This is a genomic window from Pseudomonas sp. 34 E 7 (genome assembly GCF_900005715.1).
In the GTDB taxonomy this organism is placed as follows: Bacteria; Pseudomonadota; Gammaproteobacteria; order Pseudomonadales; family Pseudomonadaceae; genus Aquipseudomonas; species Aquipseudomonas orientalis_A.
Window position 1 is genome coordinate 1 of record NZ_CVTX01000080.1, and the last position, 13,004, is coordinate 13,004.

General features: G+C 59.8%; 11 protein-coding genes and 1 pseudogene. 7 read left to right on the forward strand and 5 right to left on the reverse strand.

The window, feature by feature from the left end; translation table 11 throughout:
- Positions 1-1,378: ABC transporter permease (locus tag BFP96_RS03840; protein ID WP_139113336.1), on the forward strand; the 1,378-nt coding region annotated here is incomplete at its 5' end.
- 39 nt (positions 1,379-1,417) lie between these two features.
- Here the strand turns inward: BFP96_RS03840 and greB are convergent.
- Both greB and BFP96_RS03850 read right to left on the reverse strand, forming a co-directional pair.
- Entirely contained in the window at positions 1,418-1,891 is a 474-nt protein-coding gene (greB, locus tag BFP96_RS03845; RefSeq protein WP_065892558.1) for a transcription elongation factor GreB, read from the reverse strand.
- Positions 1,892-2,010: 119 nt separating this feature from the next.
- Positions 2,011-3,015, reverse strand: coding sequence for a hypothetical protein (locus BFP96_RS03850; protein ID WP_065892559.1), 1,005 nt, complete (start codon positions 3,013-3,015; stop codon positions 2,011-2,013).
- A 238-nt stretch (positions 3,016-3,253) separates the two neighbouring features.
- Here BFP96_RS03850 and BFP96_RS03855 point away from each other — a divergent pair, with 238 nt between their 5' ends.
- The 3 genes from BFP96_RS03855 to BFP96_RS03865 are packed head-to-tail and all read left to right on the forward strand — an operon-like array spanning position 3,254 to position 6,654.
- Positions 3,254-4,180 carry an ABC transporter ATP-binding protein gene (locus tag BFP96_RS03855; protein WP_065935619.1) on the forward strand — a complete coding sequence of 309 codons (927 nt, stop codon included), beginning with the start codon at positions 3,254-3,256 and terminating at the stop codon, positions 4,178-4,180.
- Positions 4,177-4,902 carry an ABC transporter permease gene (locus BFP96_RS03860; protein WP_065884453.1) on the forward strand — a complete coding sequence of 242 codons (726 nt, stop codon included), beginning with the start codon at positions 4,177-4,179 and terminating at the stop codon, positions 4,900-4,902. Before BFP96_RS03855 ends, BFP96_RS03860 begins: the two co-directional genes overlap by 4 nt.
- A 12-nt stretch (positions 4,903-4,914) precedes the next feature.
- On the forward strand, positions 4,915-6,654 hold the full coding sequence (locus BFP96_RS03865; protein WP_065935620.1) for a Gldg family protein: 1,740 nt from the start codon (positions 4,915-4,917) through the stop codon (positions 6,652-6,654).
- A gap of 17 nt (positions 6,655-6,671) precedes the next feature.
- Here the strand turns inward: BFP96_RS03865 and BFP96_RS03870 are convergent, their stop codons facing one another.
- The 3 genes from BFP96_RS03870 to BFP96_RS03880 all read right to left on the reverse strand — a co-directional run bounded on the left by BFP96_RS03870 (position 6,672) and on the right by BFP96_RS03880 (position 9,197).
- On the reverse strand, positions 6,672-6,980 hold the full coding sequence (locus BFP96_RS03870) for a hypothetical protein (protein ID WP_065892562.1): 309 nt from the start codon (positions 6,978-6,980) through the stop codon (positions 6,672-6,674).
- 257 nt (positions 6,981-7,237) lie between these two features.
- On the reverse strand, positions 7,238-7,672 hold the full coding sequence (locus BFP96_RS03875) for a DoxX family protein (RefSeq protein WP_065892563.1): 435 nt from the start codon (positions 7,670-7,672) through the stop codon (positions 7,238-7,240).
- 103 nt (positions 7,673-7,775) lie between these two features.
- Positions 7,776-9,197, reverse strand: a complete 1,422-nt coding sequence (locus BFP96_RS03880) for a transglycosylase SLT domain-containing protein (protein WP_065935621.1) — start codon at positions 9,195-9,197, stop codon at positions 7,776-7,778.
- Between the two features lie 236 nt (positions 9,198-9,433).
- Here BFP96_RS03880 and BFP96_RS03885 point away from each other — a divergent pair, with 236 nt between their 5' ends.
- From BFP96_RS03885 to BFP96_RS03895, 3 genes and pseudogenes are all read left to right on the forward strand, one after another.
- On the forward strand, positions 9,434-10,252 hold the full coding sequence (locus BFP96_RS03885) for a TatD family hydrolase (RefSeq protein ID WP_065935622.1): 819 nt from the start codon (positions 9,434-9,436) through the stop codon (positions 10,250-10,252).
- A gap of 82 nt (positions 10,253-10,334) precedes the next feature.
- On the forward strand, positions 10,335-11,816 hold the full coding sequence (locus BFP96_RS03890; protein ID WP_065935623.1) for a methyl-accepting chemotaxis protein: 1,482 nt from the start codon (positions 10,335-10,337) through the stop codon (positions 11,814-11,816).
- A 198-nt stretch (positions 11,817-12,014) separates the two neighbouring features.
- Positions 12,015-13,004: pseudogene (locus BFP96_RS03895) on the forward strand (type IV secretion protein Rhs); the annotation flags it as partial.

Here is a 13,004-nt window from a genome sequence, read left to right on the forward strand (position 1 = left end):
GCTGGGCCGGGTGCCGCCGTTGCGGGTATTGCGTCGCGACCTGCTGCCGATCCCCTCGAGCACCTGGATGGTGTACGGCGCGGCGCTCTTTGCCCTGGGCCTGATCATGTGGCGACTGAGCCTTGATCTGGTGCTGACCTTCGCATTACTGGGCGGCGGCGTGGTAGCGGCATTGATCCTCGGTGGCTTGCTGCTGTTGTTATTGCAAAGCCTGCGCCGCTTACTCGCACGGGCCTCCCTGCCCTGGCGCCTGGGCCTGGGCCAATTGCTGCGCCATCCATTGGCGGCAGCCGGCCAGTCCCTGGCGTTTGGCTTGATCCTGCTGTCCATGGGCTTGATCGCCCTGCTACGCGGCGAGCTGCTCGACACCTGGCAGAACCAGTTGCCCAAGGATGCGCCCAACTACTTCGCGCTGAATATCCTGCCGGCCGACAAAGAGGCGTTTGGCGCGCGCCTTCTGGACGTGCAGGCGCAATCGGCACCGCTTTACCCCGTCATACCCGGCCGGCTGATCAGCATCAACGGCGAGCCCGTACAGGAGATTGTCAGCAAGGACTCCAGCGGCGATCGCGCGGTGCAACGGGACCTGAGCCTGACCTGGGCCGCAGATTTACCCCAGGGTAATGTACTGACGGCGGGCACCTGGTGGACCGCGCAACCGGGCGATGGCGTGCCTGGGGTCTCGGTGGAAGCCAAGGTGGCTGAAAGCCTGAAGCTCAAGCTCGACGACCATCTGGTCTTCACCATTGGCGGGGAGAATCGCGAGGCACGGGTCACCAGCCTTCGGACCATCAACTGGGACAACTTCCAGCCCAACTTCTTCATGATCTTCCAACCGGGCACCTTGAAGGATTTGCCGACCACCTACCTGACCAGCTTCTACCTGGCGCCTGGGCATGACCAACAGATCGTCGACCTGTCCCGCGCCTTCCCGGCCGTCACCATCCTGCAGGTCGAGGCGCTGCTGGAACAACTGCGCAGCATCCTTGCCCAGGTGACCCTGGCGGTGGAATACGTGCTGCTGTTCGTGCTCGCTGCCGGCATGGCCGTGCTGTTTTCCGGCTTGCAGGCCACGTTGGATGAGCGCATCCGCCAAGGGGCGCTGCTGCGTGCGCTGGGTGCCGAGCGCAGGTTGCTGGTCAAGGCCCGGCGCATCGAGTTCGGCCTGCTGGGGGCGGTCAGCGGTTTGCTGGCGGCACTGGGCACGGAACTGGTGACCTGGGTGCTGTACCGCTACGCCTTTGACCTGACCTGGCACCCTCACCCCTGGCTACTGCTGTTGCCGCTGATCGGTGCGGCGCTGATCGGTGCCGCCGGGGTGTTCGGCACGCGTCGTGCGCTCAACGCCAGCCCGCTGACGGTACTGCGCGAGGGCTGAAACACTGATGGCCCTTGCTCCGGCAAGGGCCATCAGTTGCTATTTCACATATTCGATCCGGGTAATCCACCAGCACACCTCACCGCCGGGGGTTTGTACGATGGCTTCATCGTCTACCTCTTTGCGCAGCAGCGCACGTGCCATGGGGGAGTCGATAGAGATGTAATCCATCCGGTCATAGATCTCGTCATAACCCACAATGCGGAAACGCTTGGTCTCGCCCTGCTCGTTTTCGACATCGACCCACGCACCGAAAAACACCTTGCCCTCCTGCTCGGGCATGTATTCCACCACGCGCATATCTTCGAGGCGTTTGCGCAGGTAGCGCACCCGCCGATCGATCTCACGCAACAGCTTCTTGTTGTACTGGTAATCCGCGTTTTCGCTGCGATCTCCCAGGGAAGCTGCCCACGTCACCTTGCGCGTGGTGTCCGGGCGCTTTTCACGCCAGAGGTAGTCCAGCTCCTTTTTCAGCGCTTCATGGCCTTCTTTGGTTATCAGCTTGGTACTCAAACGCGTGCATCCCCAGGCAATGTCCAATAGTGTCGACAGACCAGGGCATCATACCCTGGCGTCGGCCGGCGGGGATCGATCATAAATCAACGGCGCAAAGTATCCAGCCCGACAGTGACTCAGCCCTGCCCGTCGAGGACCTGGTCCAGTTCAACGAGCGTGCCTTGCAGGCGCTGTCGCATCAGCGATAGCTGCGACATCATCAACACCATCTTTTCGGTCTTTTGGCTCACTTCCAGTGCTTGCTCCTGCAGGCGCGAATGCTGCTGGTCCAACGCCCGGCTTCTTTCATCCTGCTGATTCTGCTGTTGCTGCAATCGAGCCTGCCACTGTTCGAGCATCTCTTCGCGCTCGATGACAGCCTGTTTCTTCTGTGTCAGTTCCTGGGCGACCCTGGCCAGATTGCTCAGCGTGCTGTCTATCTCGAGAATGGAGGTATTCTCCCTGGAGGAGCGGGGTTGCGACGGCATTTCGATGGGGTCTGCCTGAGCAATCGGCGCGCTGGGTTCGACCGGCACCCGCGCCACTTCGGGTACCGTGACCGGCGGAGGCGGCGGCTCTTCAACACACACTTCATCCACAGGCCTCGGGACGGGCTCCGGCTCACTCTTGCCCCGCGGCGGTGCAACCATTTGCGATGAAAAGCGGATCGACGGCACGATGACCGCGCTGCTTTCGATGGCAGGCGCAGCGGGGGCGGACATGCCCAATGTAATCACCTTCATCACCAGGGCTTTCTTGACGATCACTGAGTGATGATCTTCGGGCCTGGCAGGCGGCAATCTGCAGCCTTTCAGATCAATGAAGTGAAACGGAACCTGAGACTCGGTGACGGCAGCGTCCTTATTGCCGGATGCCGCCGCCATCATCAGAATTTGCTTAAAGACTTGCATCGCTACTTGCAAGTCCTCCTTGGACTCAACCCCGCCAAGAAAATACCGTTCGAGTTTTTTGCGCAAGGCGGCGATATACACCCTGGAATGACCGGGTTCGGCTTCTTCATCAAGGCTATATACCAGGAAGTTGGAGGATGTCTGTTTGACCGCAAAGCCGCACAACAGTGCGCCGTTGACGGGAGCATCCTCGCCGCTGCGCTCAAGAACAAGGGTACGTAGAAGCATCATGGCAGTCAGGCCTCATTGCAAAAAGAAAACCTTATATAAATGTCAGACAAATATCCGACCATTATTAAGTATTCAGAACAACACAATTGTTTCAGCGCGTTATCAAATCAAACGTAGGACTTTACTTATTAAGTGAGCCCAGCGTTCCCAAGAGCAGGTATTTGAACGTAATCTTTTTAACGCACCGACACCACAACTAAACATTCTTCAGGCACCGCCCAATTGATTCGGTAAACCTATGATCGAAGTCAGCAACCTGACAAAGTACCTGGGCAAGAAAAGCGTGATAAGCGACTTTTCGTTCTGTGCCCAACGCCATGAATGCGTGGGATTGCTGGGAGAGCATGGCGCCGGTAAAACAACGTTGCTGAATTTGATTTCCGGCATGGCCAGGCCCACCCGTGGGCACGTCAGCATTCAGGGCCTGAGTACCCAAACCCATTCAACTCTCGCCAGGCAAGCCGTCGGTTACCAGCTCCAGGGGGGCATAACCCATCACACGCTGTCGGTCAAAAGCATCCTCAACTTTGTGGCCGCCGCTCGAGGGTTCAGGGGTGCCGAAAAACGCCGGCACGTCGACCGGGTCGCCATGCGACTGGAGCTACACCCCGTACTCAACTGCCCCATCGATGTACTCAGCCTTGACGTGAAGCGCAGCGTCGCGATTGCACAAGCCATTTTGCACTCCCCCAGCGTCCTCCTCCTGGACGAGCCCACCGAAGGACTGAACACCGAGCAACAGCTCAAATTCAGGGCGCTTGTTCAGTCCCTGAACGAAGAAATGAGCATCATCATCGCCTCCCGCCATTACGACGCGCTGTCCGAGATTTGCACCCGCGCCCTGGTAATCGCGGGCGGGCGACTGATTGCCGACTCTTCGCTGGCGGACTTGCAGCGCTGCTCCCGGCACTTCCAAGCGGTGACGCTCGCAGCGGATCCGCCCCCGGATTTACTCGCCCTTGCCGTACTGCCCGGCGTTGCCGGCATCGAGGAAGACCGTCAAAACCCGGGCAAGGTGACGGTTCTGGCCATGCCCGGGCACGCCATCTTCCCCGCCATCAATTCACTCATCACCCATCGCGGCTGGAACATCACGTCACTGCATCTGGAGCCAGGTCGCCTGAACGATGTCGTTCACCATCTGAGCCACGAGGTATCCTCTTGAAACTGCTGCCCCTCATATTCAAACGCCAACTCGCCAGCTATGCCAGTACCCCCCACACCTACCTGAGCGTGGCGTTTTTCCTGGTGCTTTGTGCGACGCTGGGGCTGTATACCCATCGCTGGATGGAGCGCGACAGCAGTGACTTGCAGGCTTTTTTTGAACTGCACCCCTGGCTCTACCTGCTGTTGATACCCAGCCTATCAATGCAACTGTGGTCGGATGAACGCAACATCGGCTTTTGCGACATGATGAAAACCCTGCCCCTCACCTCGGCAGAACGCGTGATCGGAAAATTCCTCGCAGCCTGGGTGGTCTGCAGCATTGCCCTATTGTTGAATTTTCCTATAGTGGCGGCCGCGCATTTTCTGGGAACGCCCGACAACGGGGTGATCGCATCACAATTTCTGGCAAGTTGGCTACTGGCGGGAAGTTACCTATCGGTCGGTTGCTTTATATGTGCACTCACGCACCAGCGGATTATTATTTTTCTCCTCACCCTGGGTTTGCTGCTGACCATCAGTGGGCTGTCTTCGGTCCTGGATGCGCTTGAACATCAAGCGCCGATCTGGATAGTTGACAGCATCATGAAACTTGACCCGATATCGCGTTTCAGTTCAATGGACAACGGCAAAATAACACTGCATGACGGCTTATATTTTGTCAGCATGATCGTTGCCTTCCTTTCTGCAACCATCGTTACACTCAACTATAAAAACAGCTAAGGAAAGTCGCTGATGCGATCCGCTCTTCGTGTGGGTATGACGTTAGTCGTCATATTATTACTGTTCCTGGCATTCAACCTGGTCTGGCTAAACAAACTACCCGATTCCCGCTGGGACTTTTCACGACAGAAAATTCATACGTTATCACCCTCGACGCAGCAGTTGCTCGCGACGCTTGAAAGCCCACTGGACTTGTATTACTTCAACTCGCTCACAGCACCCAAAAAAAGCCGAACCGTGAAACGCTTCGGCCAACGCATAGCGGATTTGCTCCAGGAATTCGAAGCGGCCGCCAACGGCATGATCAACCTGCACATTATTGATCCAACCCCTTTTTCCGAAGATGCCTACAAAGCCAGCTTGTTCGGCCTGAATGACACACAAGGATTCCTTGGCCTTATAGGCACGCGTGCCGGCCAGGGTATGCAACGCATCGATGCGTTCAACCCCGTGGACGAACCGCTGCTCGAGTATCAGATCAGCCAACTGATCTATCGGTTGATGCACCCTCAACGGCCCAGTGTCGGCCTGCTGTCCGGGTTGCCGTTGAATGAGTCCGCCAGTCAACTGATGGAGCAGATGCGCGGGCATTTCAACCTGACAGAGTTGGCCTCCAACATCTCCCAGGTGCCTGCCTCGATAGGTAGCTTGATGGTCGTGCAACCGAGGGCGCTTGCCGAACAAGCGCTTTACGCCATGGAACAGTTTGTCCTGGGGGGCGGCAAGCTGATGATCTTCATCGACCCGGTAAGCGAGATGGGGTCTGAAGCCGTATCGGTAGATTCCAGGCTCGATGGCCTGTTGAACGCCTGGGGCATACGCATGCCCACGAACAAGCTGCTGGTCGACAGCCTGTATGCCTCGTCGGCATCGCTCGGCCCGGGCATGCCCACCGTGCTGCACCCCGCCAGGTTGAAACTGCCACGACAGGCAATGAATGCTCAGGATATCAGCACCTGGAAACTCGACAGCCTGAGCGTATCAAGCAGTGGCGCGATCTTGCGCGCCCGAAAAAATCGCAAGACGTTCACCCCGCTGCTGCAAAGCTCTCGGCAGTCTGCGCTGCTGGACGCCGAGCGCTTCGCTTCAACGACGCAGTTCGACGCGCTGATTGACGAAGCCTCCACTTCAGGCCAGCGCCATGTCATCGCCGCGCGTCTCGAGGGGCCGGCCTATTCGGCATTTCCTGACGGATTGAGCGGACAGCCGCCCGGCTTGCAAAAGGCTGCCCGGATCGAGGTCGTGGTGGTTGCCGATACCGATGTACTCGCCGACGCTGTCAGCCAGGCAACGGGCAACAACAACCTGCAGTTCGTACTCAATACCCTGGATAACCTGGCGGCGCCCGCATTACTTGCCAATATTCGCCCGCACATCACCTCGCGTTCGCTCAGCACCCTCACGCCCATGCGCGAAGCTGCCGCACAGGCCTACCGGGAAAAGGCAGCGGAACTGGAACGTCGTCTTGAGCGTACCGAACAAGCGTGGCAACGGTTGAATCCAAAGGCCACAGGCCTGGGCACCCAGGTCGTGGACACCAGTACCCAATTGCAAGCGCTTAACAAGGAGCGCCTGCGCCTGCCCATGGAACTGCATGCCCTCAAGGCGCAGGCGTATGCACCGTTAAACCGCTTCGAACGCACCATAAAGCTGCTGATGATCGCGATGGTGCCCCTGATGCTGTGCCTGATAGCCTGGCTACGGTATCGCTGCCTGCGTCGACGCCGATGGTCGCCGGTGACCTTTGGCTGATCGCCGGGCGGCGGGTATCAGCGACGGGCAATCAACCCTTGCCGGGCAATACGGGTCAGTTGGCGGATCACCTCTTCGGCATTGCCTGCACTCGGTGCCTGGATAACAGCGAGGTCAAAGCTGTTACTGGCGAAACGCGTCAGGGAGTCGCCGTCTTCCACGAACTGGATCAGGAACGCCGAAGGCCGCCCGGTGCGACGGGGCCAGCCATCCAGGTAGCGCAGCAGCGTCGGCTGGTGCTTGCCGCCCAGGAGGATTTTCGGGCTGCGCTGAGTCAGGTCCGCGGTGATGGGGGCCAGGCGTATCAGGGGGCGTGGTGCATTCATTGTGTCGTGTCTCTGCCTCAAAAGTCTGCGGGCAGGTGAGAGGCAACACCGAACCAGCGCTTTAGCGGTATTTCGACCCGTGCCTGCTGATGAGTGCATGGTTCTGTCGGACTGCATCGAGTCCAGTGGCGCCCCGCAATTAGCTGTTTAAATCGGCGCATGAGCAGCATCCTAGAGAAGCTGGCGGGGCAGTGTCAAGAATCCCGAGCAACGAAAAAGGCCCGCACGTGGCGGGCCTTGCATACCTTTGCAAACGCTCAGCTGGCGATGACGCGGTCGGCCGAGAGTTTGCCGGCACCTTCGAACAGTACCGCCAGCGAGCCGCCAAGCAGGGCCAGGGCAAACTCATAGCCATTGTTGGCCATGAACAGCCCGTTATGAATGTGCACGGAAAAGATCGCCACCAGCGACAGAAAGGTCAGGCCCAGTGCCGCAGGACGTGCGAGCAGGCCGATGATCAGCGCCAGGCCGGCAAAGAACTCGGTGCCGCCGGACAACACGGCCATCAGGGTGCCCGGCGCCAGGCCGATGCTTTCCATCCATTGGGCAGTGCCGGCCAGACCACCACCGCCGAACCAGCCGAAAAGTTTTTGCGAGCCGTGGGCAGCGAAGATGATACCGACGAAGATGCGCAGAACGGTCAGGCCATAACCTGCGCGAGTGGACAGGACACGGGTAATCAATGGGCTCACGAGGTAAATCCTTTTTCAGATAGGGGTTGGTTGGCCGCTATATTAATCAGTTTAAACAATGATAAAAGCCAAAAAACTGCATTATCACCATCGACAAATTCGATTATTTACGCGACGCAACGTTCGGCGTCGAGGGCTCCAGAGACTCCCGCTCCCGGTCGAACGCCAGATAGTATTTGTTGACGCTATTAACATAGCTGACGGCGCCCATCCCTACCTGCTCCATGGCAATGCGCTCAACCTGGAAGAACCACTGATTGGGGTTGAGCCCCCGACGCCGGGCTTCGGTGCGCATGCCCTGCACCCGCTCCGGCCCCATGTTATACGCGGCCAGCACAAAGGCCATGCGTTCACGCTCGTTGAGCTTGGGGCTGGCAAAGAACTTGCGACGGATCATGGCCAGGTAGCGCGCGCCCGCCTGCACATTACTGTCCAGATTCTCGATATTGTTCACGCCCACCCGCTGCGCCGCCGAGGGCGTGATCTGCATCAAACCGGTGGGGCCACCGCTGTTGCGTGCCCCTGGGTCAAGCGCGGACTCCTTGAATGCCAGCGCGGCCAGGTTCAACCAGTCCATGCCTTGCTCGCGCGCATGCTTTTGCAGGACCGGGCGCAGTTTCTCCAGGCGTTGACGGTCGGCGCGGGCCAACGGATTGCGCACCTGGTAGAGACGTCGATAGATACGCTGGAACGCCACATCCTGGTCGGATGGGCTGTGGTAGGTCTTGAGGAAACGATCGATGCTCGCCCGCAGCATCGACGCATCCTGGCGCACGAACCAGTACTCGTCGCCCGGCTCGCTGATGACCACCTGCTTGTCAAAGCGCAACTTGGGCAGGATTTTCGACCAGCGCTCGGCAATCGGTTTTTCAACAATGGTCAGGTGAAAGATCCCGGCCTGCACCATCTCCAGCACGTCTTCCACCGCCAGGCTCGGGTCGACCCATTCCACCTTGATCGGCGGGCGCTTGTGCAGGGCCAGTTTCTGGTTGGCCTGGCTGATCGCATCCGCCGCCGCGCTGCCGGTGGTCAACGTCAGGGTGCGGCCCGACAATTGCTCCAACCGGGTAAACCGTCGTTCACCCTTGACGCCAACCAGCCACAGCGGCACGTTGCTGGCGATCGGGTCACTGCTGCTGATCTTGTGCGCGGCCTTCACGTCCAGCAGTTCGCCGGGGGCTACCAGGTCGCCTTCGCCACGGGCCAGCGCGGCAAGTAACTGGTCCTTGGCCCTGGGGATGATCTTGAGGTTGATTGCCTGCCCGTCGCGGGCACGGCCATTGAGGTATTGCTCGAAAGCTCGCAGGCGATGGTATTCGACACCGATGGCCTGGCCCTGCACTTCACCGGAGCTATTGCGGCTCTGGTTGACCAACACACGCAGGGTACGACTGGAGCGAATCTCTGCCAGGTCACGGACCTTGCCGGGCTTGGTCACTTCCAGCGGCCCATCCAGACGCGCGACCGCCGCCATGGGCAGCAGTAACGTCACGCACATCATGAGTAACGCCGCGGGTCGGATCATCCGCTCTCCGGAAAGAATACTGGCCAACACCTTCTTTAAAAACCAGATGTCGGGCGTCAGAAACAGAGCGCTTAATGCGCTGGCAAGGCGTGCAACGACGACAGGGTGCGAGGCAAAGGGCCCGCCACAATGTCGCTGGCGACGTTCAAAGACAGCTATAACGCGTTGTAGTTCTTCGATTTTCTTATAAATCTACAGCTCTGATATGCTTTCCGGCCGCAGGCGGAGGTAGCACCATGCAACTCATTGATATCGGCGTCAACCTGACCAACCCCAGTTTCGACGAGAGGCACTCGGCAGTTCTCGAGCGGGCCTACGCCGCCGGCGTGCAACAACTGGTGCTCACCGGCACCAGTGTCGAAGGCAGCGAGCAGGCCCTGGCGCTGTGCACAAGCCTTGATGACAGTGGGCAACGCCTGTTCAGCACCGCCGGCATTCACCCCCACTCCGCCAGCGCCTGGGGCAGCGACAGCGCCCAGCGTTTGCGCGACTTGCTCAACCAGCCTCGTGTGCGTGCCGTCGGCGAGTGCGGACTGGACTTCAACCGGGACTTTTCGCCGCGCCCACAACAGGAAAAAGTCCTCGAGGAACACCTGGCCCTGGCTGTCGAACTGAAATTGCCGGTGTTCCTTCACGAGCGCGACGCCAACCAGCGCCTGCTGGAGATCCTCAAGGATTACCGTGACCACTTGCCCGCCGCCGTGGTGCATTGCTTCACCGGCGAACAACAGGCGCTCTTCAGCTACCTCGACCTTGACCTGCACATCGGCATCACCGGCTGGATCTGCGATGAGCGCCGTGGGACGCATCTGCACCCATTGGTCAGGGAAATTCCCCGCGGCCGTCTGATGCTGGAAAGTGATGCGCCCTACCTGCTGCCACGCACGCTGCGCCCCAAGCCGAAGAACGGCCGCAATGAGCCCGCCTTCCTGAGCGAAGTGCTTCGCGAAGTTGCCCTGCATCGCCATGAAACCCTGGAAGACCTGGCGCTGCACAGTACCGCCTGTGCCCGGGCTTTTTTCGGCTTGCCTACCGTCGGTGATGCGGCGCATTGACCCATGTCAAAAACCCGTTCCTGAGTAGCGGCACAATAATGGCACCTTGCCAATGCTGTTTCCGCTATCAGAGAAAACCTCCATGGGTGCCTGGCTTAGCAATATCTCACTGAAGTACAAATTCTGGGCCGTCAACGCGGTCGCTTTCATCACCACGTTGCTGCTGGTGCTGTATGCCGTCCAGCTCGAACAACAGGCCCGCAGTCAGTCGTCCCAGGTTTCGGCCAGGGCCCAGGCGCAGTTGCTCAACACCTGGCCGGCCGACAAGACACTGCCCACTGGCGAAAACTGGCTGACCTTCACCCGCGACCAGGCGCCACAACGGGCAGGCCAGGACCTGTCCGCCTTGCAAGGCGCCAGCGGCTGGGTCGAGCTCAGTCACCTGCCCTTGTTCGGCGTGAACCCGCTGGTGGGCGCCGAGGTCATCCGCCGTGCCGACGGACAACAGGTCGCCGTTCTCGCCTACGCGCCAAGCCTGCGCCAGGTGTTCGGCGAACGCTTCGTCAACTATGCGGTGGCGGTGGCGGTCCTGATGCTGGCGATGCTCGGCGCCTCGCAACTGCTGATCCGCTTCCTGCTCAGCCAGCTCAACACCCTCAAGGACGTAATGCTTCATGTAGAAAAGACCGGCGACCTGTCCGCCCGGGTGCCCCTGGCCTGCAAGGATGAAGTCGGGCAGATGGCCAGCGCCTTCAATGCCATGCAAGCGGGCTACCAGCGGGTGGTCAATACCGTGGCCCGGACCGCCAGGCAATTGGACGAGGGCGCCGCCCGCCTGGCCAGCAGCATGAACGAGGTGCAGCACGGCATGCTCGGCCAGCAAAGCGAGACCGACCAGGCCGCCACGGCGATCAACGAAATGACCGCCACCGTCCACCATATTGCCCAGCACGCCGGGGCCACCCGCGACCTCTCGCAAACCGCCGATACCCTCGCCGGCAGCGGCCAGGAAGTGGTCACACGCGTGCAACGTTCGATTGCCGGACTGTCCACCGGTGTGCAGCAGACCGCTGAGATGATCCAGAAACTCGCCGAAGACAGCCAGAAAATCAACGGCGTGGTCGGGGTGATCCACAGCATCGCCGAACAGACCAACCTGCTCGCGCTCAACGCCGCCATCGAAGCCGCCCGCGCCGGCGAAATGGGCCGTGGCTTTGCGGTGGTCGCCGACGAAGTGCGCAACCTGGCCAAGCGCGTGCAGAGCTCCACCGACGAAATCACCCGCATGGTCTCGGCGCTGCAAGCCGGTACCCGCGACGCGGTGGACTTCATGCAGGAAAGCTCGCTCAAGGCCGATGACTGCGTACAACAGGCCCAGGAAGCCGGCGCCGCACTCGCCGAAATCACCGGCGCCGTGGCGCAGATGCGTGAGAGCAACACCCAGATTGCGGTGGCCGCCGAACAGCAGAGCCATGTCGCCGAAGAGATGAACCGCGCCGTGGTGAGTATTCGTGATGTAACCGAGAACACCGTACAGCAGACCGTGGATTCGGCGACCACCAGTAATGAACTGGCGACGTTGGCGGGGGAATTGAGTAAGGCGATTGGGCAACTGAAGCTGTAGGAGCGCTCAGCCCGTAATCCGACTCCTACAACCATGCCGCAGCATACCTGAGGTTAAAACGAAACTTCTTCGCCATCCCCGCGAATAGCGCCGACTTCTTTTACCTGTGACCCGCTGCAAAGTCCCTCGCCTGATCATTCAGTGCGAGGGATTGCAGATGGTTCTTTTCGTTAGAGCCCCGGTTATTGGGGCTGTGTTTTGATTCCGGCGCTGGCCAGCTTCGTCCTGGCCCCCATGGACCCCAAAGCGCCGGATGTTGAAAACGTGCTTGGGGATTTGCGCAATTGCCTGAACACCTTCGACGCGTGGGCCGACAGCTTTTTCAGTGGCTCGGCACTGGAAGTCGAGCAGGTGTTCAAGGTCGGTGACGACGTCGCACTGGTCGCGCCGATCTCTTCCGACACGCCCAGTCGCACCGTCGCTCAATGCAAGGCCCAGGGTGGGCTGACCCTGGTGCATCTGTTCGAGAGCACCCGCTTCGTCCCTATCGGCAACACGCCGGTCACGCTGCAAGCCATTGCACCGGACGGCACGCCCATTGGCGCGCCGCTGCACCGCACCATCGGCCCCAGCGGCATGCTTGAAGTGCCCGAATGTACTCGCGACCAGCGATACCGAGTCACTTTCTACCCCAATGTTTCCAAAGATCACGTCAAGGCGCTGTATGCGTCCTACCAGTCGGTGATTGCCGGACTGGAAGCGGATCTGCGCAAGCAGTGGCGCGAGCGCTTCGAGCCTCAATGGGCCGATTTTGCCAAAGCCCCGTCCTTCAAGCGCAGCGTGAAACAGGGTGCGGCCTTTGCAAGCGGGATTGGCCAGGCCTTTTACAACCTGTGGGACAACATCACCGAGCTGTACGACCTGCTGGCGAACCTTAAGTCCAACAGCGAAAAGCTGCTGCAGTACCTTTCCCAAGCCGAACTCGATGAACTGCTGAAACTGGGCAAGGACACACTCGCCCAAGGCTTTCTGGTGCTCAGCGATGAGCCGCTGCTGTTTATCTATTTGTCGGCGATGGTCAGTTGGATACGCCTGCAGCCGCCGCCCGAAATGTACGAGCTGTTGGGTGAGCTCACCGGCGAAGTCCTGATCAACCTGTTGCTGATATGGGCCACGCGGGGGATGGGGGTGCAGCTTCGGCTGGGGGCTCAGGTGTTGAGTTCTATCAAGTCCGGGCGGGCGCGGGCG

Excerpts from the sequence above, each read along its gene's own strand:
- BFP96_RS03855 (WP_065935619.1), top strand. The coding sequence starts at position 3,254 with ATGATCGAAGTCAGCAACCTGACAAAGTACCTGGGCAAGAAAAGCGTG.
- BFP96_RS03880 (WP_065935621.1), bottom strand. The coding sequence starts at position 9,197 with ATGATCCGACCCGCGGCGTTACTCATGATGTGCGTGACGTTACTGCTG.
- BFP96_RS03885 (WP_065935622.1), top strand. The coding sequence starts at position 9,434 with ATGCAACTCATTGATATCGGCGTCAACCTGACCAACCCCAGTTTCGAC.
- BFP96_RS03890 (WP_065935623.1), top strand. The coding sequence starts at position 10,335 with ATGGGTGCCTGGCTTAGCAATATCTCACTGAAGTACAAATTCTGGGCC.
- BFP96_RS03850 (WP_065892559.1), bottom strand. The coding sequence starts at position 3,015 with ATGATGCTTCTACGTACCCTTGTTCTTGAGCGCAGCGGCGAGGATGCT.
- BFP96_RS03870 (WP_065892562.1), bottom strand. The coding sequence starts at position 6,980 with ATGAATGCACCACGCCCCCTGATACGCCTGGCCCCCATCACCGCGGAC.
- BFP96_RS03865 (WP_065935620.1), top strand. The coding sequence starts at position 4,915 with ATGCGATCCGCTCTTCGTGTGGGTATGACGTTAGTCGTCATATTATTA.